We start from the raw sequence: 23,643 nt of genomic DNA on the forward strand, positions 1-23,643 counted from the left end.
AGAAATGGAGGAGACAAATGAAAAATATAGAAATCACGAAGCTCTTGAGAAACCGGTGCTTCCGTGAGTTGGTATATGAGAGAACCAGGCTATCGATGGTCCTGAGTCTCGTCGTGCTGGTCGGATACTACGGATTCATACTTACTGCCGCCTTCTATCCGACGCTGCTCAGCCTGCCAATTTCGGAAAAGTCACTCGTGACGGTAGGCTGGCCTATTGGTGCCGCGCTCATCATCCTCTCCTGGTTGCTTACTGGTTGGTACGTTTTCTGTGCCAATCGTCGCTTCGACGATCTCAACGCCCAGTTTCTGCGAGAGGTGCACTGATGCGTTCAACGTCTTTGCACCACATCATTGTCGGAAGTCTGCTGGCGGCTTGGGTTGGCAGTGCCTTCTGTGGGCCTGTTGTTTCCGCAGCGGAAAAGCAGCCCCTCAATGTCCCGGCAATTCTGATGTTCTTGGTTTTCGTCCTTGCAACCCTTGGAATTACGTGGTGGGCGGCCAGGCGAACGCGCTCGACGTCTGACTTCTATAGCGCAGGCGGGGGTATCACAGGGATGCAGAACGGGTGGGCTATCGCCGGCGACTACATGTCCGCCGCCACGCTCTTGGGGTTATCCAGCCTGGTCTTCGCGAGAGGTTACGACGGTTTCGTGTACGCGATTGGCTTCTTCGTCGGATGGCCAATCATCATGTTTCTGCTTGCCGAACCGGTGCGGAACCTGGGGAAGTACACGCTAGCGGATATCGTCTCGGCCCGTCTGGACAAAACTAAGGTCCGCCTGTTCGCATCGGTGAGCTCCCTCACGGTGGTGTGCTTCTACTTGGTAGTGCAAATGGTAGGCGCAGGCCAACTCATCAAGCTGCTCTTCGGACTTGACTATCAGCATGCGGTCATTGTCGTGGGCGTTTTGATGGTGGTCTACGTGACTTTCGGCGGCATGATCGCCACTACGTGGGTACAGATCATCAAGGCAGCACTGCTTCTCTTTGGGGGAGCGCTGCTGCTGTTCCTGGCCATGTCTCGCTTCGGATTCAGCTTTGATGAACTGGCTCGGCAAGCCGTCGACGTTCACAAGGATGGTGGGAAGATCATGGGGCCCAATGGGTTGCTTTCTGACCCAATCTCAGCCATCTCCATGTCAATCGGCGTGGTGCTGGGCCCAGCAGGTCTGCCCCACATTCTGATGCGGTTCTTTACTGTGCCGAACGCCAAGGAGGCTCGCAAAAGTGTATTTGTTGCGAGCGGCCTGATTGGAGCTTTCTTCCTGATGGTTTGTGCTCTGGGGCTTTGCGCGATTGTCATCGTCGGTAGTGATCCAGCGTTCTTCGAAGGCGGCAATGTAAGAGGGAAGATCCTGGGCGGCGGAAACATGCCGGTAATGCATCTGGCAAGCGCAGTCGGCGGGAATATCTTCTTGGGATTCTTGTCCGCGGTCGCGTTCGCAACGATTCTCGCCGTCGTATCCGGCCTCGCATTGGCTGGTGCATCTGCCATCGCGCACGATATCTATAGCAACATCATCTGCAAAGGGAAGGTAAAGGAAAGCTCCGAAATGCGTGTCTCGCGCTGGGCGACGCTGGGCCTGGGCGTGGTCGCGGTTGTGCTCGGAACGGCGTTCGAAAACCAGAACGTTGCGTTTCTCGTGAGCCTGACCTTCGGAGTCGCCGCTTCGTCCAACTTCCCGGTGCTTGTGTTGGCCATCTACTGGCGAGGCCTCACAACGCGTGGCGCACTGGCGGGGGGCATCGCAGGGCTGACTTCTGCGGTGACCATGGTGATTCTATCCAAGGCGGTTTGGGTAGATGTACTGCACAACGTTGCGGCTGTGTTTCCCTACGAGAACCCCGCTCTTTTCTCGATGCCAATTGCCTTTCTTGCAGCATTTGTCTTTTCGAAGTTCGACAAGACGGAACGCTCGAAAGTGGAACGGGGTGCATTTGACGCAAGCTGGATCCGGGCCCAAACCGGGTTGGGTGCAGCGAGCGCAAGCAAACATTGAGTGCATTTCCGAGGTAAGCGCAGTCGCCACCGGCCATGACGACTGTCTATATGTAAGACGCCGGATCCTAATATAACTAAGGAGCAACAAAATGAACCACGCCGAGATGCAATTCTTGGGCATCGAATTTCCGTATCAATCGTCCTACGACAACTTTATCGGTGGAAAGTGGGTTCCCCCGGTTTCCGGCCTGTATTTCGATAACCAGTCGCCGATTACTGGCGAGGTCTTCTGCAAGATCGCACGCTCGAACGCGGATGACGTCGAACTCGCCCTGGATGCTGCGCACGCTGCCAAGGACGCCTGGGGACGAACTTCGGTCACCGAGCGAGCAAACGTCCTCGCACGCATCGCCGACCGGATGGAAGCAAACCTGAAGCGACTGGCTGTAGCCGAGTCGATTGACAACGGTAAGCCGCTGCGTGAAACGATGGCTGCGGATTTGCCACTGGCTATCGACCACTTCCGCTACTTCGCCGGCGTGATTCGAGCTCAGGAAGGTGGCATCTCGGAAATCGACCGCGACACCGTTGCGTACCATTTCCACGAGCCGCTTGGTGTCGTCGGGCAAATCATTCCCTGGAACTTCCCGTTGCTGATGGCAACGTGGAAGCTTGCCCCGGCTCTGGCCGCAGGCAATTGTGTGGTGCTCAAGCCCGCCGAGCAGACGCCCGCGTCAATCATGGTGCTTCTCGAGGTCATTGGAGACTTGCTACCCCCGGGCGTTCTCAACGTCGTCAACGGCTTCGGTCTGGAGGCTGGCAAGCCGCTGGCATCCAACAAGCGCATCGCCAAGATCGCGTTCACGGGTGAAACGACGACCGGTCGGCTGATTATGCAGTACGCCAGCCAGAACCTGATTCCGGTCACGCTGGAGTTGGGTGGCAAGAGTCCCAACATCTTCTTCGAGGACGTTCTCGACAAGGATGATGCGTTCTTCGACAAGGCGCTCGAGGGCTTCGCCATGTTCGCCCTGAATCAAGGTGAGGTCTGCACGTGCCCCTCTCGCGCGCTGATTCAGGAGTCGGTCTACGACCGATTCATGGAGCGCGCAATCAAGCGCGTCGAGGCAATCAAACAGGGGAACCCGTTGGACTTGTCGACCATGATTGGGGCTCAAGCATCCAACGAACAGCTCGACAAGATCCTCTCGTATATCGACTTGGGCAAGCAGGAGGGAGCGCAATTGCTTGCTGGTGGAGAACGCAAAGTTCTGGACGGCAGCCTCGCGAACGGCTACTACATCAAGCCGACCGTATTCCGCGGTCACAACAGAATGCGAATCTTCCAGGAGGAGATCTTTGGGCCGGTGTTGTCGGTGACGACCTTCAAGACTGAAGAGGAAGCACTCGAGATTGCCAACGATACGTTGTACGGTCTCGGAGCAGGAGTGTGGACCCGCGACGGCACTCGTGCCTATCGTTTTGGTCGCGAAATTCAGGCGGGCCGTGTCTGGACCAACTGCTACCACGCCTATCCGGCACATGCTGCGTTCGGTGGCTACAAGCAGTCGGGTATGGGGCGCGAGAATCACAAGATGATGCTTAATCACTACCAACAGACGAAGAACATGCTGGTCAGTTACAGCCCGAACGCCCTCGGCTTCTTCTGATCTTTCTGTCCCCGGTCTCCCCCGTGGGAGCCCCGGGGTGGTTGTTCCATCTATTCCGGTAGTGGCGTTGCTACTTGCTTCCGTGTTGGAAAAATTGATCCATGAACGATTCTTCCCGCAACATTCGCAAAACGATTACGGCCAGCCACTGGGGAGCCGGGGTAGTGGAAACGGTTGGGGGGCGGATACAGTCCGTAGCGCCATACCGGCACGATCCATATCCATCGCGAATCAACGAGAACATAGCCGATAGCCTTCAAGGCACCGCGCGTGTCCTCCGACCGTCGATTCGGGAAAGTTACTTGCGTAACGGGCCTTTGTCACGTTCGGGTGAGCGTGGAAAGGACCGGTATGTCGAAGTAAGTTGGGACGCCGCTCTCAATCTGGTGTCCGAAGAATTGTTGAGGGTCCGTTCCACGCATGGAAACGAAGCTATCTTTGCAGGTTCCTACGGATGGGCAAGTGCGGGACGATTCCACCATGCGCAAGGTCAGTTGAAGCGCTTTCTCAACGCATTTGGAGGCTCTGTCCGCTCGGAGGGCAACTATAGTTTCAACGCCGCGCTGGTACTGATGCCACATATCGTCGGCAATTTTCGTGATCATGTAAAGCAAGCGACGCGTTGGCGCACAGTCGCCAAAGAGGGACGACTGGTAGTCATGTTCGGTGGACTGCCGTTGAGGAACGCGCAAGTGGGCAGTGGCGGTGTCGGTAAGCATCGGCTGCGCCGCGAACTCGAGAACTGCGTGCAAGCCGGGGTCCGCTTCGTCAACGTCAGTCCGTTTCGCGGCGATGCTGAGGACTTTCTCGAGGCGGAGTGGCTGCCGCCGACCCCAGGTTCCGATACGGCCATCATGATGGGAATCGCGCACACGCTTCTGTCCGAAGGCCTGGTAGATCGAAGCTTCCTCGCTCGCTACACGGTGGGGTTCGAAAAGGTTGAGTCATATCTTCGGGGAGAGCCCGATGGGCAGCCAAAGGACGCGGACTGGGCTGCGAAGCAATCCGGCCTGCCTGCCACACGCATCCGAACCCTTGCGCGCGAGATGGCTGCCCAACGGACACTCATCTGTACGGCTGCGGCACTTCAGCGTGCGGATTATGGCGAGCAGCCGCTTTGGATGACGGTTGCGTTGGCCTCAATGCTCGGACAGATTGGCCTGCCGGGCGGCGGGTACGGCATTGCCTATGCTTCGGAAGCGACTATGGGATGTGTGGACAGGCCAATAGGATGGCCGGCGTTTCCCCAAGGTGAAAATCCTGTGGACACATACATCCCTGTCGCAATGATTGCCGATATGCTGCTCCACCCAGGCGAAGCTTATGAGTACAACGGGCAGAAGATGCAGTTCCCGGACGCCAGGCTGGTGTGGTGGGCCGGTGGTAATCCCTTCCATCATCATCAGGACCTGAATCGGTTGCGCCAGGCGTTTCAGCGCCCAGAGACCATCATCGTCAATGAGATCAACTGGACGGCCACCGCGCGACACGCCGATATCGTATTGCCGGTCGCGGCACCGCTCGAACGAACCGACTTTTGTGGCGGTACTCAGGACAATTCGCTCATTCCCATGCCACAGGCGGTCCCTTCACCCGGCGAGGCTCGCTGCGAGTACGACATCTATTGCGACTTGGAGAAACGCCTCGGGTTAGGGATGCAGTTTAGTGAGGGCCTATCCTCATCGGAGTGGCTCCAAAGGATGTGGAGCGAACTCCAAGATAACGCAGAGCGTAGCGGGATCGAATTGCCAGATTGGGAGGATTTCCTTTCGGGAGATGTAATTGAGCTCGAGGATAGAAATATGGATGCGGTCTTTCTCTCCGAGTTCCGGTCCGATCCGAACAGCTTTCCACTCCCGACGCCGAGCGGAAAGATTGAGTTGGCGTCGGACGTGATTGCAGGTTTCGGTTATAGCGATTGTCCGGGCCACCCCACGTGGTTTCCACCACGTGCATGGCAGTCATCGACGGCCCAGCAGTTTCCTCTCTCGCTGTTATCTGGTCAGCCAGAGACCCGGCTTCATAGTCAACTCGACAATGGCGCCTTCAGTTTGAGCCGAAAGGTCCAGGGTCGTGAGCCAATCTTGATCCACCCACGGGACGCAGAGGCACGAGACATCGTCCACGGCGATGTCGTTGAGGTGATGAATGAGCGCGGCCGTTGCCTTGCAGGGGCCGTCGTCACCCACCAAATGAAGCCAGGGGTGGTATTCCTTTGCACGGGTGCCTGGTATGACCCCGACTTTTCAGCCCCAGACAGTCGAGACCGTCACGGGAATCCAAACGTTCTTACCCACGATCTACGGACCTCGCGACTTGCTCAAGGTCCTGCATCTCATTCAGCACGTGTCGAGATAGCGAAATTCACAGAATCTGTGCCGAGGATCGAAGTATTTGACGCGCCGGTCATTACTAACCCCGGCTAATTAGCGCACTTTGCAAGCAAATAGGGCGAAGCCAAACTAAGGGCGGCTTCGACCCCGGTGGCGCCTGCACTAACTGTGCATCGGCTCTCGAAGCTGACGCTGTCTTGATCAGAGTTTCGCGGAATAGCCATTTCCAATGGCTGTAGCTGATTAGGTATCACCGCAGTCACTAACTATTAGAGGAGACAAGGATGACAACGCGCGTCGCGGAAGCGCGTCCGATGGACGCAATGGCAGCCCCGCCGATATCAAGAGGCGAGCACCGGAAGGTAGCCGTCGCAAGCCTTATTGGCACGGCAGTGGAGTGGTATGACGTACTATTTGTACGGCACCTGTGCGGCACTGATTTTTCCACATCTATTCTTTCCCTCGATGGATCCATGGGTCGGAACAATCGCAGCATTCGCAACTTATGCCGTAGGTTTCATTGCCAGACCCGTCGGGGCAGCGGTATTCGGGCACTATGGAGATCGCGTAGGGAGAAAAACCATACTGGTACTCTCCTTATGGCTCATGGGAGGTAGCACTGTTGCAATCGGGCTGTTGCCGACATACGAAACGGTCGGGGCCTGGGCTGCTGTCATGCTGTGCTTTCTGCGGCTTGTTCAAGGATTCGCTGTGGGCGGAGAATGGGGTTCTGCTGTTGTAATGGCAGTTGAGCATGCGCCAGCAAACAGGCGCGGCTTGTTCGGGAGCTTTCCGCAAATCGGCGGTCCCGCAGGGCTATTGCTCTCAACGTTGGTGTTCATGCTCGTTTCTTCAAGTATGAGCTACGAAGAGCTATTGGCATGGGGATGGCGAATTCCTTTTATTGGAAGCGTCGTGATGGTGCTGATTGGCATGTTTATCCGCCTGAAGCTGCATGAATCGCCGGTTTTCGAACGGATAAAGGAACGGAAGGAGGTATCTGAAGCACCCGCAATGGAAATGTTGCGCACTCAGAGGCGGACGCTGTATCTGACGATCGGAATGAAGCTCTTGCAAAATGCCTTGTTCTATCTGTACAGCGTATTCATGCTAAGTTACATCGTCGGGACGTTGAAGCTTGACAAATCAATTGGCTTGCAGGCTATTCTGATTTCGAGTGCAATCGGCTTCGTTACGCTCCCTGCATGGTCGTACCTGTCGGATCTCATCGGGCGGAAAAAGGTGTACATGTTTGGGACGGTCGCGTCGATGCTCTTCGTCGTGCCGTTCTTCTGGATGGCTCAGAGTGGCTCCGTGGCCCTTATCACAATCGGGATAATTATCGGTCTGAATGTGTTGCATGACGCCATGTACGGACCGCAAGCCGTGTACTTCTCGGAGCTTTTTGGCACCAAGGTTCGTCTTAGCGGTGCAAATATTGGCTATGCCATCGGTGCCGTGTTGTCTGGCGGCCTGGCGCCGCTGATTGCCACTTTGCTGCTCAAGGTTAACGGAGGGAAGACTTGGGGTATCTGTCTCTACATGATCGGGCTGGGACTCATAAGCCTTGTCGCGACCGCACTTGCACGGGAAACCTATAAGGAAGCTCTGAGCGAAAGATCGGTGTAGTACTTCAGTGGAGAGTGCCGGGAAATCTCCATGGTGGTGTTTGCCGGCCGCGCTTTCCTGGCGGCCGTTTTTTTTTGGGAAGATCTCTATGAATTCGGGTATTCCGCCGCGAGTTGTCGCCACTGAAGCTGCGTTGGCACTGATTTCTCGCCTGATAGAAACACATGGGCCGGTCTTGTTTCACCAGTCCGGTGGCTGCTGTGACGGTAGTGCACCAATGTGTTTCTCGCGCCATGAGTTTCTGTTAGGGAGCTCCGACATCAAGCTGGGAGAAATCGGTGGCTCCCCGTTCTACATGAGCGAATCTCAGTTCGAGTACTGGCGCCATACGCAACTAATCATCGACGTGGTGCCGGGCAACGGTGGCATGTTTTCCATCGAACGGGCTACCGGCTTACGATTCCTGACACGATCGCGTCTGTTCAGCGACGAGGAGTCCGACCAGTTGGTTGGGTTCGAGCCAGAGCGCGGAGCCTAGCCTGGCCACAGCCGGTATTGAGAGAGAGGGGATGTCCGCGGAGCCTTGCGTGACCCAGCCCTTAGGCTTGAGGCAATTGCCGAGGGACTGGAGGGAGGGCGGAGGGACTTACGGATCTGGCTGCTATGGGTGACCAGAACCAAGTCAAGCACCCTGGTTGCGAGTTAAAGATAGCGCAAGCTGAGGAAACGATGAAAGGACCCCAACGGCGAAAGCTTGGTCCCTTCAAGGGTCGCCGCTGGAGTCCCTTCGGGGTCGGCTACTTGCCTGCGGCCAGTGCCTTAACCTTCTCGGTCGTTAGTGCGTTGCCGGCAATGCCCCAGTCACCGCTCTTTACTTCTTCAACGACAACCCACGTAACGGGGCGCATGTTTTCGCCCTCGATCGACACCATGGCGTCGGTAAGGGTGGAAATGATCTTTTCCTTGTCGGCTGCGGAGAAGACGCCTTCGATGACTTTTACGTTGATGAGCGGCATAAGTGTTCCTTGCGATCCGTTTGAGTTGACGCTAGGCAGTCTCGCCTTGCGTCTATTGAGTATGCGTGCTTCTGGTGCATGACTTGAATGACAGAGACGCCTGAATTCTTGACCAATACGCCGTCGTTGAACTGGCTCTATGGTGAGCGGGTGCGAGATCAAGAAGAATTCACATGTCAGATTTGTCGACGCATCAGGGTGCCCTGGTGCTCCGGGCTGGCAGGGAAGGTGAGAAAGAGGAGACATTGAATGAACCACATGATGTACATGCCGCTAATGATCTCGGACGCAATCGTGCATGCGAGTCGCCATCACGGTAGAACAGAGATCGTAACGCACTGTGTCGAGGGAGGACTGCATCGATACACGTACCGTGATTGCGAACGGCGGTCCCGTCAGCTTGCAAGTGTGCTGGGAAGGCTCGGTGTCAATTTCGGCGACAGGGTCGGAACGCTTGCATGGAATACATACCGGCACCTCGAGATCTACTTCGGCACGTCTGGCAGCGGAGCGGTGTGCCACACGGTCAATCCACGGCTACATTTGGATCAGATCGCTTACATTGTCAACCACGCAAACGACCGTGTCGTCTTCTTCGATCTGACCTTCCTTGCGCTGGTAGAGCAGCTTGCGCAGCACTGCCCCCGGGTAGAGAAGTGGGTTGCCCTGGCCGAGCGAGCTGCAATGCCGGCTTCATCGACGATCGACTTGCTATGCTATGAAGACTTGATGGCGGCCGCCGCGCCAAGCTCAGGCTGGCCGACTTTTGACGAGCGTAGTCCTTCGGCGCTTTGCTATACCTCTGGCTCGACTGGTAATCCCAAGGGCGTGATGTATACGCACCGCTCAACACTGCTGCATTGTTACGCTGCGGCCATGCCGGATTCGCTCAACTGTTCCGCCAAAGACGTGATCATGCCGGTGGTTCCCATGTTCCACGTCAACGCCTGGGGCTTCCCATATATTGCCGCCATGGTTGGGGCGAAGCTCGTACTTCCAGGGGCCAACAATGACAGCGAATCGCTTTATGCCTTGCTGGAGGAGGAGCGTGTGACTTTTGCCGCCGGCGTGCCGACGGTGTGGATTGACATGCTCCGGTATGTAGAGGACACCGGCGCGAAGTTCTCCACGCTGAGCCGCATCGTAATTGGAGGAGCCACAACGCCGCCGGTTCTACGAGAGTCTTGCCGAATCGCAGGGATCCACGCGTTCCCGGCCTGGGGAATGACCGAGACTTCGCCCGTAGGCACCTGTGGAACGCTGCTCGCGCATCACCAGGATATGCTTGAAGAATCCCGGGAGCGCGTGTTGGATAAGCAAGGCAGAGCCTTGTTCGGGATCGATATGAAGATCTCCGCCGGCAAAGGCACCGAACAGCCATGGGACGGTGAGTCGTGCGGTGAACTGATGGTGCGCGGTCACTGGGTCGTAGGCGCGTACTTTGGTCAAGCTGACACAGCACTTGAAAACGGATGGTTTCCAACCGGTGACGTTGCAACGATTGACGCAGACGGCTATCTGCAGATCACGGACCGACTGAAAGACGTCATCAAGTCCGGCGGCGAGTGGATATCGTCAATCGACATCGAGAATATTGCTGCCTCCCATCCCGGCGTCTCTATGGCAGCATGTGTCTCTCTGCCGCATCCAAAATGGGGTGAGCGACCAGTTGTCTTCGTTGTCAGACGGCCAGAAAGCAAGGTATCGCGAGATGAGATGCTTTCCTTCTACTCCGGAAGAATCGCGAAGTGGTCAATTCCAGATGACGTGATTTTCATCGACGCGATGCCCATCAATGCCACCGGGAAGATTCAGAAGATGCGGTTGCGTGAGATGCTTGTAGGAACCGGTGTCAAGGCGGCATGCGTTGAGTGATGGAGGGTAATAGGGCCGCACCCTGATGTATGGTGCGGCCGCTGTATGCTTTAGTGCTTTGCGCGGAATCGTTTGAAGCCTTCCTCCAGATCCGCGATCAAGTCACGCGGATCCTCCAATCCGATATGCAGCCGTACTAGGTGCCCTTGATCATCCCAGTTAGTCGCAGTACGCACAGTCTTAGGATCCATGGTCATCGCAAGGCTTTCGAAGCCTCCCCAGGAGTAGCCCAGCGAGAAGTAGGACAGGTCGTTAAGCATACTGTGAACAGCCTCCACCGGCGCCGGCCTTGTGACGAAGGAGAACAAGCCGCTGGCACCGGAAAAATCTCTGAGCCAGACTGCGTGGTCGCGATGTGACGGCAGCCCGGGATGGATGACCCTTGCGACCTCCTCGCGGCTCTCAAGCCATTTCGCGATTCTCAGCGCGCTTTCCTGGTGCCGGGGCAGCCGTACACCAAGTGTGCGAAGGCCTCGTAGCACGAGCGCTACATCGTCCGGACTGGCATACTGGCCCATCTGGAAGTGGAAGTCCTTGAGTCTGTCCCAGGCTCGGCTTGACGCGGCGACGGTCCCGAGCAAGGTATCTGAATGGCCGGTGATGTATTTTGTCGCGGCCATCACCGAAAGATCGACGCCGTGAGCAATGGCCTTGAAATACATAGGTGTTGCCCACGTGTTATCCATGATTACCAGAGCGTTGCACCGATGGGCGACTTCGGCGATGGCCGGAATATCTTGGAGTTCAAAGGTATGCGAACCCGGCGATTCGGTGTAGACCGCCATGGTATTGGGTCGGAACAGCGACTCGATTCCACCGCCGATACGGGGGTCATAGTAGGTCGTTTCGATCCCGAGCCGCTGGGCGGCTGTACTGCAGAAGTGGCGAACCGGTCCGTATACGCTATCCGGCATCAGGACATGGCCGTTCGCTCCAACGGCGGTGAGAATGGCAGTGATGCAGGCGGAAAGGCCAGACGGACACAGGACGGTTCCTTCGGCCCCTTCAAGCGTGGAGATCGCATCGCACAGTGCCGCGGTGTTCGGATTTCCTAGGCGCCCATATTGATAGCGCTGCGGGCCGCGGGTCATCGTTTCAACGTCTGGAAAGACAACAGTCGAGCCGCGATAGACCGGCGGGTTCACAAAGCCATGGTGGTCATTTGGGGAGCTACCGGCATGGCTCAGGATGGTATCGATTCCGGTGGGACAGGTTTTGCTCTGCATATATAAGGCGTTGACTGACTTGCAATTCAATAGGCTGGCGACAGGGGAGACGAACTACAGCCCCTGCCGGCAGCGGTTACCGGCTAATAGCTGGCCGCGCCAACCACTCCCGGCCCTTGAGCATTGCCTCCCAATACAACGCCGGTAATACGTTGGCCTTGAGCATCCAGGCAGCGCGTGAGGGGCGCGTGCCGTTAATGAGCCATGTGGGAAGGGTCGGGCTCACTTTTCCTCCATAGAGGAACTCGGCAAGGACGATCTTGCCTCGCTCGACCGTGAGGGGACAGGAGCCATACCCGTCATAACACGCTGTTCCGTGTTCCAAGCCGAGACTGGCCAGCACGTTGTGTGCGACGATGGGTGCCTGCTTGCGCGCTGCCGCGGCGGTCTTCGCATTGCTGGTGTTGGCGGCGTCGCCAAGTGCCCAGATGTTGTCGAACGCTGTATGGCGCAGCGTGCCAGCATGCACATCCACCCAGCCGGCAGAGTCGGCCAATGGGCTGCACTTGATGAAATCTGGTGCCGTCTGTGGTGGTACCACATGAATCATGTCAAAGCCGTGTTCGACGGTGGTGGTCGTTCCGTCCGGCAAAATCCGCTGGAAGCGAGCGAGTTTTCTGGATCCGTCGATCGCAACCAACCTGTGCTGGAAGCCCAAGGCGATGCCATATGCCTCTACGTAAGACATCAGTGCTGGGACGTAGTCGGGCACACCAAACAGCACGGCCCCGGCATTGAAGAAGCTGACGTTCATGTCTTGGAGAATTCCTGCCCTTCGCCAGGCATCGCAGGCAAGATACATGGCCTTTTGCGGTGCGCCTGCGCACTTTATCGGCATGGGAGGCTGAGTGAAGACTGCATTGCCTCCACGTAGAGCATTGACCAGCTTCCAGGTGTACGGGGCGAGGTCGAACCGATAGTTCGAGGTAACGCCATTGCGACCCAGTGTCTCTTGTAGACCCTCGATGCCTTGCCAGTTCAGTTTGAGACCTGGACAGACAACCAGGCGCTCATATCGGATCCGACGGCCGCTGTCCAGGAGGATTTCGTTGCGCTCCGGCTCGAAGGCTGAAACCGCCGCTCGTACCCAGGAGACAGTAGGGGGGATGCAGGCTGACATGTCTCGCGCGGTGTCAGCTGCTTTGAAAATCCCGCCACCCACCATCGTCCAGCCTGGCTGGTAGTAGTGAGTGGAAGCAGGGTCAATCAGGGCGACATCGAGCGATGGGTTTCGCGCACGCAAGCTAGCTGCGACTGCAATTCCCGCCGCGCCGGCGCCGACAATAACGATGGTATGGCTGTCCACCAGTCTGGCGGCAGGGGAGGTGGGCCGACGTTCGTCGAGCAGGGGTGTGTGAGTGCTGGGATCGTGGGGGCGCGGATCCATGATTTCGTCAGGTGGAGGGTGGAAGCCGTCTCGTTCATCCCGAGGCGGCAAGGAAAAAATGCAGCGGTAGGCCTGTGCTACACCGCGTTGAGTGGAATCTTTAGATAGCGCACACCATTGCATTCGGGCTCTGGAAGTCGCCCGGCGCGCATATTGATTTGTACTGACGGCAGAAGCAAAGCCGGCATGCCAAGCGTTGCGTCGCGTTGCGTGCGCATAGAGATGAAGTCGCTCTCGGCTATGCCGTCCCGAACGTGCAAATTTTCGCGGCGCTGCTCGTCGACGGTTGAGCTGAAGCGCGGCGCCCGACCACCCGGCTGGTAGTCGTGGCACATATAGAGCACGGTATCCAGCGGCAGGTCGAAGATGCGCTGGATAGACTGGTACAGCGTATGTGCATCGCCGCCGGGGAAATCGCAGCGAGCAGTACCGTAGTCCGGCATGAACAGCGTGTCGCCGACAAAGGCGGCTCGTTGACGTCCATCGCTGACCACATATGTCACGCACGCCGGGGTATGGCCTGGGGTGGACAGGACGGAAACTTCAAGTCCACCGATTTGCAAGCGGTCGCCGTCCGCCAACAGTCGATCGAACTGGCTGCCGTCGCGCGCGAAGCCGGGATCGGCGTTGAATAGGCCGCCGAAGACTTCCTGCACTACAGAAATCTGCTCCCCAATGGCAGATTTTCCTCCGACACGGGACTGCAAATAGGATGCAGCGGAAAGGTGATCAGCATGGACATGAGTTTCCAGTATCCACGTCACGGATAGGTTCAGGGACTCGACGCGCGCAAGCAACCTGTCGGCACTGGTGGTTGATGTCTGACCGGCACTTGGCTCATAGTCCAGCACACTGTCGATGATTGCGCACTGGCGTGAGGTCTCGTCGAAGACGATATAGCTGATGGTGCTTGTTCTGGAGTCGAAAAAGGATTCGACCGCGAGACGCGGGGCGGGTGAAGTCAACTGGGCTGCCACGGTTGTCCGTTCTTTAATAACTTATGCTAGCCGACACAAGTTTCGTGCCAGTCCGGCGGACATTCAGTGGAGCCTCAGAAGTCCATTAAATAACGAGCATATAGTGAAGATGTGCACGCCCTGAAGCGGTGGAGGTATGGCATACTCGCTGCCATTGGCAGAGGTGGCAGTGTCGGGGTGTGGCAGTGCCCGGTGGCGCTACTACTTTCCATCATGACGACACGCAAGAAGGGTTCCGTGGTCGGAGAAATCTCCGCCAGTGCACAGGCAATGCGGCCGCTGATCGGCTTCCTCGAGCACGAAGTGCAGCCGATGATCGTGCTGGATCCCGACTACAACATTGTGGCCGCCAATGCGGCATATCAACGGCAGTTTGCCGGCGATGGCACACAGTATGTTGGCCGCAAGTGCTATCAAGTATCACATGGGTATGAGGTGCCCTGTGACAAGGCCGGGGAACACTGTCCGATGCAGAAGGCCCGAGAGACCCTCGGAAGCGACCGGGTTCTGCATGTGCACCATACCCCCAGAGGTCCCGAGCACGTGGATGTTGAGCTCAGGCCTATCAAGGGCCCTGATGGCGCCATCATGGCATTCGTCGAGCGCCTAGCAACGGTCAAGAGCGCTTCTGCTCGCGCCAGCGCGGGAGGGTTAGTTGGACGCTCGCCGGCATTCAATGTCGCAGTGGAACAACTGCACCGAGTTGCGCCGTCGGCCCTGCCGGTCTTGCTGCAAGGGGAATCGGGCACTGGCAAAGAGGTATTCGCTCGGGCACTCCACGACGCCAGCGACCGTGCTGCTGGCCCGTTTGTCGTAGTAGATTGCTCTGGACTGTCAGAAGCACTATTCGAAAGCGAACTATTCGGCTACGAGAAGGGGGCGTTCACCGGTGCTATAGCTCGTAAGCCCGGTCTGGTCGAAACAGCCCAGCAAGGTACGCTTTTCCTGGACGAGATTGGTGACGTCCCCTTGACCATGCAGGTCAAGCTGCTACGGCTTATCGAATCTCGTACTTTTCGACGTGTGGGTGGACTCGAAACGCACTCCGCGGATTTTCGTTTGGTTGCAGCCACCCACAAGCCGCTACAGCAAATGGTTGCGCAAGGCACGTTCCGGCAGGACTTGCTGTACCGGATCAACGCCTTTCCGATCCACCTGCCATCATTGCGTGAACGTCCCGACGATATTCCCTTGCTGGCTCAGTCGTTGCTGCGAAGGGCTGTACCCCAAGCGCACAGTCTGCGTATCGATAGTGAGGCCTTGTCGCGCCTATGCGCGTATGGATGGCCGGGCAACATTCGCGAACTGCGCAATGCGCTGGAACGGGCAATGTTATTTGCCGACGACGAAGTCATACGCGCCAAGGATTTGCCGCCGGAGCTTACGGAACTCCAGGGCAGGTCGGTGCAGCCGCCGGTGGTCCACACCTCGCCGCTCCAACGGGGCCAACCGGCGGTCATGCCGGATGACGCTGAACTTCGGCGCCTGGCGCGGGAGTTTGCGGGGACTCGTAAGGCGTTGGCTGCACATATCGGCTGCAGCGAGCGCACGCTGTACCGCCGCCTAAGTGCGCTCGGCCTAGCGAGCTCCAAATAGAGAGAGCACCGAACGAACTAATGTTCAGCCCGGCCGCGTCCCCTGGCGTTCGCTTTGCGCGTGCATTCACTTTAGTTTTTCTAATCAATCGGCTAGAAGAATTCGCTATTCGCTGAGAGCTTCCCAACTTATCATTGGCTGTGAAAAGCAAGTGCGGTGCGGACTTTGCCGCGCCAACGTGTGCAAATGCGCAGGACAGCACAGCGATCCACAGTTGAAGAAAGCGAAGCCTACCGGAGATAGGGATGAACGAAACTGGACGTGCGACACAACCTGTATTAGTACGCAGCGACGAGGCGGGCGTCGTAACTTTGCAGTTGAATCGCCCCACTTCGATGAACTGCCTGTCGGAGGAGCTTCTTGCTGCACTTGAAGTGGAACTCCTGCGAATCTCGGAAGACACTCAGGTCAAATGCGTTGTCATATCGGGCTCGGGCCGCGCCTTCTGTGCGGGCCATGACCTGAAAGACATGCGTCAGAATGCGACGCTTGAGTACTACCGCTCCTTGTTCGCGCTGTGCTCTAGGGTAATGATGAACATCCGAGCCACGCCAGTTCCAGTTATTGCCAAAGTCCATGGCGATGCGACCGCGGCGGGCTGTCAGCTTGTCGCAGCGTGCGATCTGGCTATCGCCAGTACGAATGCAAGGTTTGCGGCTGCTGGAATTAACTTGGGCTCATTCTGTGCAACGCCCGCTGTCGCCATCACGCGGGCCATTCCAGCACGTCACGCCTTCAACATGCTCTTCACGGGTCGTTTCTTTGACGCGAAAACTATGGCGCAGTGGGGCCTTGTCAATGAGGTTGTCCCGCACGATGAACTCGACCAGACGGTGGCGAATCTCGCAAACGAGATTGCGAGCAAGAGTGGCGTCGCCCTGCGGTTTGGGAAATCCCAGTTCTATCGGCAGCGCGAGATGGAGCTTGCAGATGCCTATGACTTTGCAACTGACGGAATCGCAGTCAGCTTGATGGGCAAGGATGCACAGGAGGGTATCGATGCTTTCCTTTCCAAACGAAATCCCGTCTGGAGCTACTGAGCATCAGTATCGTTTCGCTTCACCCTTGTGAGCGAAAGCTATTTTGAATGATTGCAGCATCGGGGGATTCAGCTACTCCCGGATGTGGCTTCCAGATCGGACGGGATTTCGCTGATGGACGAACGAGACGGAGACCATGAGACGTTTGCCTCCACTAATTGCCTTACTATATTTTGAGGCGGCTGCACGGACAAGGAGCTTTGCTCGTGCTGCCAAAGAGCTGCACGTCACGCCGGCGGCGGTCAGCCATCAGGTCAAGGCCCTCGAAGAGTACCTCGACGTGGAATTGTTCCTGCGACACAACAGGACGGTCAGTCTGACGCCTGTTGCTGTTGCGGCTCTCCCTCTGCTGCAACAGGGCTTTGAGGCGTTGAGTGATGCGGTTGAGCAGATGCGCCGGGATGGAAATTCACAGTGGGGCATTACGGTATGTGCCGAGCCCCTGTTTGCCACCAAATGGCTCGTACCGCGCTTGCATCATTTCTACGAGCGTTGTCCGGAGGTGGAGGTCCGCATCCAGGCCAGCATCGGTTCGATAGATTCTGAAGCGGTGAGTCCGCCGGATGCTGCTGGTTTTTTGAGAAGCGGCATTGACCTCTCTATCCGATTGGGGCACGGAATTTATCCGGAACTTTATGTGCAGAAGTTGTTGGACGTTCAACTCAAGCCATATTGCTCGCCCGAACTAGCCCAGGAGATAACTACGTCGCCGGACAGGTTGATGGATGGCCCGTTGCTCTGCGACACGTCGACGTCCCGTGCCACGGAAAAATTCGGTTGGTTGGAATGGTTTGCTTCGGCATCCATGCAGGAACCGGCATCACTGAAGGAGCGGCGCTTTGGCAACGCGCTGCTCGCCTTGGAGGCCGCAATCGCGGGTCAAGGAATCTTGCTGATGGAAGGCCGGTTTGTTCAACCAGAGATCGCGTCGGGCCTCCTGGTTGCCCCCACGAAGCATGCGCTCGACTGCCCGTATTCATACTTCTTCACTTGCCCGCAGCGCTCCTTGGATCGGCCAGTCGTCCGATCCTTTCGAGACTGGGTATTCGAGGAGATGGCTGGTTCGCGCGGCGAGATGCGACGGTGTAGCGGTAAGGTGGAGGCCAATCAAAGGGCGGAGGCGTGATGGATGTACTCGCGGACATCCTCCGGTCTATGCGGCTGACCGGTTCAGTTTTTCTTGAGTCTGAACTGCGCTCCCAGTGGTGTTATGTCAGCCCGGCCCCGCAAGCCATTATGGACTTCTTGTCGCCTCGCTCTGAGATCCTGATGGCTTTCCATCTGGTTACGGAAGGCCAATGCCTGGCATGGATGCGAGACGGAGGAGAAGTCGAGCTTAGCGCTGGCGACATGATTTTTTTTCCTCAAGGCGACAGCCACTTCCTTGCAGGTAGTGGTCAGGACAATGAACGGTTGCGAGCGATTGAGGTGAAATGCGAAAACCTTCGAAGTGGTATTGACGTACAAAGGTATGGCGTAAAGAAGGAGACGCAGTTCGACCGAGCTGCGAAGGTGGTATGCGGGTTCGTCGCGTTTGAAGGCGGGCAGGGTCTTTCATCGCTGCTGACGGGCATGCCGAGATTCTTGAGAATCCCTCGGGGCGACGCTCTTGCGGAATGGCTTCGTGTCTCGATGACGACTTGCCTTGCCGAGTCAGCCTGTGTGACGGTGGGAAGTTCTGTCGTTGTGCAGAGAATTTCTGAGCTCATGCTTGTTGAAGCAATGCGCTATTACGTAAAGGAGGCAGAGCGAATCAAAGGATCGATTCTGCTCGTCTCAAATGACAGGTTCGTCCAACGAGCGCTATCGCTCATGCATCAAGACCCCGCGGCCCCATGGACAGTAGAGCAGATCGCGAAAGCAGTCGGTCTTTCTCGTTCGGCGCTCGCTGGCCGTTTCGTTGCGAGTATCGGTGAACCGCCGATGCAGTATTTGGTGCGGTGGAGAATCTCGTTGGCGGCAAGTGCGTTGCTTGCGACAGAGGACTGTCTTGCCCAGATTGCCGCCAAGGTTGGATATGAGTCTGAGACCTCGTTCAACAGAGCTTTCAAGCGAGAGTTTGGAATCCCCCCGGCTGCCTGGCGCAAGCAAGAAAAGCCAATGGTTCAGCACGAGCGACGGCGATAGCTTGATCCGACAGCAACCATTCTGAGTAAGACCGAAAACTTGACCTGGTCGTTGGAGTCGGGCCGAGGAGGGCGAGCGACGCCCGGTGCAGCACGGATTGTTTTCTTGAGAGCAATGACGATGATTGAATCACACCTGCAGGAACACCGTATTTTTCCGCCTCCCTCGGACTTCAGCTCCGAGGCCGCGGTTCGTGGTATGGATGCATATCATGCGTTGTGCGAGGAAGCCGAGCGCGACTACGAAGGTTTTTGGGCTCGTCACGCGCACGAACTGCTGCACTGGCACAAGCCCTTTACTAAGGTGCTGGACGAAAGCAATGCGCCGTTCTACACCTGGTTTGAAGATGGTGAGCTCAACGCGTCGTATAACTGCTTAGACCGCAACCTTCAGAACGGCAACGCGGATAAGGTCGCAATCGTGTTCGAGGCTGACGACGGTACGGTGACACGGTTCACCTATCGCGAGTTGCACGCTAAGGTATGCAGGTTTGCTAATGGGCTGAAGACGCGCGGCATCAAAAAGGGCGATCGGGTTGTTATCTACATGCCGATGTCCGTGGAATGCGTCGTCGCAATGCAGGCCTGTGCGCGCCTGGGCGCAACCCACTCGGTCGTGTTTGGCGGCTTCTCCGCAAAGTCGCTCCATGAGCGGATCACCGATGTGGGAGCGGTGGCGCTGATTACAGCCGACGAGCAGATGCGTGGCGGCAAAGCGCTCTCGCTGAAGGCAATCGCAGATGACGCTCTGGCGCTGGGTGGCTGCGAGGCGGTTGAGAACGTCATCGTCTACCGCCGCACCGGCGGAAACGTGGGATGGACAGCAGGGCGCGACCACTGGATGCAGGACCTCGTCGCCGACCAGCCGGATACCTGCGAGCCTGAGCCCGTTAGTGCAGAGCATCCTCTGTTCGTGCTCTACACGTCAGGCTCAACGGGGAAGCCCAAGGGCGTGCAGCACAGCACAGGGGGCTATCTGCTGTGGGCGCGGATGACGATGAAGTGGACCTTCGACATCAAGCCCGATGACATCTTCTGGTGTACTGCTGATATTGGCTGGGTTACTGGGCATACCTATATCGCGTACGGACCACTGGCAGCGGGCGCTACGCAGGTCCTGTTTGAAGGTATTCCGACCTATCCTGATGCGGGCCGCTTCTGGGACATGATCGCGCGCCACAAAGTCAACATTTTCTACACCGCACCGACGGCCATTCGCGCGCTGATCAAAGCAGCGGAAGCCGACGAGAGTATCCATCCGAAGCAGTACGATTTGTCCAGTCTTCGTTTGCTGGGAACCGCAGGCGAGCCAATTAACCCAGAAGCCTGGATGTGGTACCACACCACCGTTGGCGGAGGGCGGTGCCCCGTCGCCGACACATTCTGGCAGACTGAAACGGGTGGGCATATGATTGCGCCGCTGCCAGGCGCAACGTCATTGGTTCCGGGTTCATGTACGCTGCCATTGCCTGGCATCATGGCGGCAATTGTCGACGAGACTGGCCAAGAGGTACCCAATGGAAACGGCGGCCTTCTGGTGATCAAGCGGCCGTGGCCGTCGATGATCCGCACCATCTGGGGCGACCCCACGCGGTTCAAGAAGAGCTATTTTCCAGAGGAACTAGGCGGCAAGCTTTACCTAGCTGGTGATGGCTCGATCCGCGATAAGGAAACCGCGTACTTCACCATCATGGGCCGCATCGACGACGTGCTGAATGTGTCGGGGCACCGCATGGGCACAATGGAAATTGAGTCGGCGCTGGTGTCTAACCCCTTGGTGGCCGAAGCAGCAGTGGTAGGACGTCCCGATGATACGACTGGCGAGGCAATCTGTGCCTTCGTGGTACTCAAGCGCTCGCGCCCAGAAGGTGACGAGTCCCACCGGATTGCGGCAGAGTTGCGTAGCTGGGTAGGCAGGGAAATTGGTCCCATCGCCAAACCGAAGGAAATTCGGTTCGGCGATAATCTCCCTAAGACGCGCTCGGGTAAGATTATGCGTCGCCTGCTGCGATCCCTGGCTAAGGGTGAGCATATTACGCAGGACATTTCGACGCTGGAGAATCCGGGAATCCTGGAGCAACTGAGCCAGAGTCAGTGACCTCGGCTCCTTGGACCTGTCGCGGGTCTCGGGAGTCCGATTGCACGATGCAAGTGCGCACTCAGTGCTGACGACCATGTCCATTGATATTTCTCGATTCATCGACACCGCTGCTTGGAGTGCGGGATTGAGCGACGAACAGCTTGATCGCGTCAAGCAGGACGCGTCTGTCCAGCACTATCGGACTGGTGAAGTAGTCTGTCAGCGTGGGTCCGCTCCTCAGCACTGGCTCGGTGTGATCGAAGGCGCCTTGAGAATCGATGCAGTTGACGGCGGTGGTCGGTGCGTTGCTTTTTCGAGCGTGTTCGCTGGGGCCTGGCTCGGCGTAGGCGCCATACTGAATCGGCAGCCCCGGCCTTATGCCGTGAGTGCTGTCCGGCCCAGCGTTGTGACGCTAGTTCCACTAGCCACATTTCAGTGGCTGCTCGACGACAGCCGGCACTTTAGCCGCTGGGTGATTGACCAGATGATTGCTCGCCTAGATCAGGATCTGGCGCTAATTGGGAATCTGCTGCTGAGCTATAGCGAGCCACGAAGCGGTTGGCAGGAGGGGCCTCGCAGCCTTCCGTCTCTTGCTCAGGAGGCGGCACTGAAGAAGGAACATGCACTCAGGCAGTGCATCCAGGCAATATCCATGATGCGGAAGCAAATCCTGCAGTCGAGCGATAGCTCGCAAGCCGCTAGTGAGGCGATGGCCGCATTGCTTTGCGCAGCAGATGAAGCTGAGGCGTCGGCGTGGAATGCTCTTAGACCTTGAAGTGGCATTCTCCCTGGGTGCGAAATTATCCGGCCCAGAGCGCGGTTGCAGAAGGGAGTATCGAGCGGCTGTCTTGTGGAACATGGCTAAGAATGCTCGCTGATTCACAAAGACCGGTCGAGATATAGGACTCAATGCGAAATATCGATCTCTATTTCTTGAAGGTTTTCCAGGCCGTGGTCGACTCCACGCAGTGCATGTCACACGCCAGGTAAAGGTTCTGCCACGACCGTCGACGGTCGCACGGGCGTGAACACATTTTGTTCTGGGGCAGCGACCATCATTCTGTGGCTCTTCACGCTTTGCAGAAGGAGTTGCTCGACGCTGAGCAGTCATTCAATTGATGACCAGCTAAGTGAGGGGCAACGACTTCCCAGCGTCAATTGCGCCAGCAAAAAAAAAGGGGTTGCTCTACCGGAGCAACGCCCTTTACCTGGCAGTGGCTGACTTATTTCGTTTGCATGTAGATGGCCTGCGTTTCCATATACTCATAGAGGCCATGCTTGCCGTCCGCACCTCCGATGCCCGACTTCCGTCGGCCCGCATGGAAACCCTGCATCGCTTCGAAGTGCTCGCGATTGACGTAGGTCTCACCGAATTTCAGTTCGCGGCATGCGTGCATGGCCGCATTCAGATCGTTGGTGAAGATGGATGATGTCAGGCCATACTCCGAGTCGTTAGCGTAGCGAATTGCTTCGTCCAGCGAATCAACCGCCTGAATCGGAAGCACGGGGCCGAACGTCTCCGTGCGCATGATGTCCATGTCATGGTTGCAATCAACCAGCACGGTCGGCTCGTAATGGTGGCCGACCGCGCGGTCTGCAACCCTGCCACCAAGCGCCACGTGCGCGCCTTGACTTTTGGCTGTCTCAACTGCCGCAGCGACCTTCGAGAGCTGCGCGGCACTGACCAGCGGACCCATGGTGACGGTTCGGTCTACTAGGGGGTCGCCGAAGGTAGCCGCCTTCATCAGCGCGACGATCTTCTCAGTGAAAGCTGGAACGACTGAGCGCTCAACGTAGACTCGCTCCGCGCAATTGCAGACTTGACCGGAGTTCAATATACGCGAGTTGTAAATGGCGTTGGCCGCGAGGTCAAGATCAGCGCTGGCCAGGACGATCGCCGGCGCCTTCCCGCCTAGCTCCAGATTGACCCGCGTCAGATTGGGGGCGGCCGCCAGCATGATATGAACGCCAGTGCCCACACTTCCTGTGAACGATACAAGGTCCACGCCGGAGTGGCCGGCCAGCGTCGCGCCTGCGTCTCGGCCGCCCCCAACCAGATTGAAGACACCAGGCGGCAAGTCGCACTCGGCGACCAGCTTCGCAAACTCAAACGCGTTCAGCGGCGTCTCTTCGCTCGGCTTGATGACAATCGTGTTGCCGGCCACAAGAGCCGGAGCCATCTTGCGAGCAATCAGGAAGAATGGGAAGTTCCACGGAAGGATGCCCGCGACTACGCCGATTGGTTTGCGCAGCAGCAGAATCGTTTCGTTCGGGCGGTCGCTTGTTAGAACCTCGCCCTCAATACGGCGCGCCCATTCGGCCATGTAGTCGATGTAGTCGGCGGTGAAGTTTACCTCCACCTCCGCCAGGCTCAGCACCTTACCTTGTTCGCGAGTAATTAGCTCCGCAAGTCGCGCTTTGTTTTCACGAATCTTGGCGGAAATGCGGCGGAGAAAACTTGCGCGCTCAATGGCCGGAAGCCGTTCCCATGGGCCTTGCGCGCGCCGTGCCGCGGCAACCGCAGCGTTGATGTCGGCTTGATCCGAATCAGGGATATAGCCGAGCGTCTCGTTGGTCGCTGGATTCAGTACCGCCAACTGCGCAGTTGAAGCTTGTTTGGAAAACACCCCATCAATGAAGTTGCGATGGTCGTTGAACATTCCTGCTCCTTTGGAATTGCAAGTCAGACATGGAACTCTCCACGCACCCGCGTCCTGTCTCCTCGGTACGCGTGGGCGGGTCTTGCCGGGAAGACGCGGTGAATGCACCTGTCGGCTAAAGGCTGAAACTGCAATGGTCGTGCC

18 protein-coding genes are annotated in these 23,643 nt (G+C 57.3%); 13 read left to right on the forward strand and 5 right to left on the reverse strand.

Annotation, left to right across the window (positions count from 1 at the left end; genetic code table 11):
- Nucleotides 1-17 precede the first annotated feature (17 nt).
- The 6 genes from C7416_RS02605 (at nt 18) to C7416_RS02630 (ending at nt 8,054) form a co-directional block, all read left to right on the forward strand.
- Entirely contained in the window at nt 18-326 is a 309-nt protein-coding gene (locus C7416_RS02605; RefSeq protein ID WP_111516977.1) for a DUF485 domain-containing protein, read from the forward strand.
- Nucleotides 326-2,002 carry a cation/acetate symporter gene (locus tag C7416_RS02610; protein WP_111516978.1) on the forward strand — a complete coding sequence of 559 codons (1,677 nt, stop codon included), beginning with the start codon at nt 326-328 and terminating at the stop codon, nt 2,000-2,002. The genes C7416_RS02605 and C7416_RS02610 overlap by 1 nt, the downstream gene beginning before the upstream one ends.
- Nucleotides 2,003-2,093: 91 nt before the next feature.
- Nucleotides 2,094-3,614, forward strand: a complete 1,521-nt coding sequence (gene adh, locus C7416_RS02615; RefSeq protein ID WP_111516979.1) for an aldehyde dehydrogenase — start codon at nt 2,094-2,096, stop codon at nt 3,612-3,614.
- 101 nt (nt 3,615-3,715) lie between these two features.
- Nucleotides 3,716-6,040 (forward strand): molybdopterin-dependent oxidoreductase, encoded by a 2,325-nt coding sequence (locus tag C7416_RS02620; RefSeq protein WP_111516980.1) that lies wholly within the window; start codon nt 3,716-3,718, stop codon nt 6,038-6,040.
- Nucleotides 6,041-6,349: 309 nt separating this feature from the next.
- Nucleotides 6,350-7,576 carry an MFS transporter gene (locus C7416_RS02625; RefSeq protein ID WP_198035634.1) on the forward strand — a complete coding sequence of 409 codons (1,227 nt, stop codon included), beginning with the start codon at nt 6,350-6,352 and terminating at the stop codon, nt 7,574-7,576.
- 88 nt (nt 7,577-7,664) lie between these two features.
- Nucleotides 7,665-8,054: a DUF779 domain-containing protein gene (locus tag C7416_RS02630; protein ID WP_111517474.1), complete on the forward strand. Its 390-nt coding sequence runs from the start codon at nt 7,665-7,667 to the stop codon at nt 8,052-8,054.
- A 259-nt stretch (nt 8,055-8,313) separates the two neighbouring features.
- Here the strand turns inward: C7416_RS02630 and C7416_RS02635 are convergent, their stop codons facing one another.
- Nucleotides 8,314-8,532 (reverse strand): tautomerase family protein, encoded by a 219-nt coding sequence (locus C7416_RS02635; protein WP_111516981.1) that lies wholly within the window; start codon nt 8,530-8,532, stop codon nt 8,314-8,316.
- A gap of 249 nt (nt 8,533-8,781) precedes the next feature.
- On the opposite strand from C7416_RS02635, the gene C7416_RS02640 reads away from it, so the two are divergent.
- Complete coding sequence (locus C7416_RS02640) at nt 8,782-10,407, forward strand: 3-(methylthio)propionyl-CoA ligase (RefSeq protein WP_240988310.1); 1,626 nt, start codon at nt 8,782-8,784, stop codon at nt 10,405-10,407.
- Nucleotides 10,408-10,457: 50 nt separating this feature from the next.
- Here C7416_RS02640 and metC read toward each other — a convergent pair whose 3' ends face one another.
- From metC to C7416_RS02655, 3 genes are all read right to left on the reverse strand, one after another.
- A complete protein-coding gene (gene metC, locus C7416_RS02645; RefSeq protein ID WP_111516982.1) occupies nt 10,458-11,633 on the reverse strand; it encodes a cystathionine beta-lyase in 1,176 nt (391 codons plus the stop codon).
- A 76-nt stretch (nt 11,634-11,709) separates the two neighbouring features.
- Nucleotides 11,710-13,020 (reverse strand): NAD(P)/FAD-dependent oxidoreductase, encoded by a 1,311-nt coding sequence (locus C7416_RS02650; RefSeq protein ID WP_240988309.1) that lies wholly within the window; start codon nt 13,018-13,020, stop codon nt 11,710-11,712.
- A 77-nt stretch (nt 13,021-13,097) separates the two neighbouring features.
- On the reverse strand, nt 13,098-13,997 hold the full coding sequence (locus C7416_RS02655) for an MBL fold metallo-hydrolase (protein ID WP_240988308.1): 900 nt from the start codon (nt 13,995-13,997) through the stop codon (nt 13,098-13,100).
- 270 nt (nt 13,998-14,267) lie between these two features.
- On the opposite strand from C7416_RS02655, the gene C7416_RS02660 reads away from it, so the two are divergent.
- The 6 genes from C7416_RS02660 (at nt 14,268) to C7416_RS02685 (ending at nt 21,614) form a co-directional block, all read left to right on the forward strand.
- Nucleotides 14,268-15,593: a sigma-54 interaction domain-containing protein gene (locus tag C7416_RS02660; RefSeq protein ID WP_220085013.1), complete on the forward strand. Its 1,326-nt coding sequence runs from the start codon at nt 14,268-14,270 to the stop codon at nt 15,591-15,593.
- Between the two features lie 245 nt (nt 15,594-15,838).
- Entirely contained in the window at nt 15,839-16,633 is a 795-nt protein-coding gene (locus C7416_RS02665; RefSeq protein ID WP_111516985.1) for an enoyl-CoA hydratase, read from the forward strand.
- Between the two features lie 136 nt (nt 16,634-16,769).
- Complete coding sequence (locus C7416_RS02670) at nt 16,770-17,759, forward strand: LysR substrate-binding domain-containing protein (protein WP_111516986.1); 990 nt, start codon at nt 16,770-16,772, stop codon at nt 17,757-17,759.
- The gene (locus C7416_RS02675) at nt 17,759-18,760 is read left to right on the forward strand and encodes an AraC family transcriptional regulator (protein WP_111516987.1); all 1,002 of its coding nucleotides are present in this window, start codon (nt 17,759-17,761) and stop codon (nt 18,758-18,760) included. The genes C7416_RS02670 and C7416_RS02675 overlap by 1 nt, the downstream gene beginning before the upstream one ends.
- A gap of 114 nt (nt 18,761-18,874) precedes the next feature.
- The gene (gene acs, locus C7416_RS02680; RefSeq protein ID WP_111516988.1) at nt 18,875-20,857 is read left to right on the forward strand and encodes an acetate--CoA ligase; all 1,983 of its coding nucleotides are present in this window, start codon (nt 18,875-18,877) and stop codon (nt 20,855-20,857) included.
- Nucleotides 20,858-20,933: 76 nt separating this feature from the next.
- The gene (locus tag C7416_RS02685; RefSeq protein WP_111516989.1) at nt 20,934-21,614 is read left to right on the forward strand and encodes a Crp/Fnr family transcriptional regulator; all 681 of its coding nucleotides are present in this window, start codon (nt 20,934-20,936) and stop codon (nt 21,612-21,614) included.
- Nucleotides 21,615-22,062: 448 nt separating this feature from the next.
- On the opposite strand, the gene aldA is transcribed toward C7416_RS02685, so the two are convergent.
- A complete protein-coding gene (aldA, locus tag C7416_RS02690; protein WP_111516990.1) occupies nt 22,063-23,499 on the reverse strand; it encodes an aldehyde dehydrogenase in 1,437 nt (478 codons plus the stop codon).
- Between the last annotated feature and the right edge of the window lie 144 nt (nt 23,500-23,643).

It is taken from the genome of Cupriavidus phytorum, from assembly GCF_003254285.1.
In the GTDB taxonomy this organism is placed as follows: domain Bacteria; phylum Pseudomonadota; class Gammaproteobacteria; order Burkholderiales; family Burkholderiaceae; genus Cupriavidus; species Cupriavidus phytorum.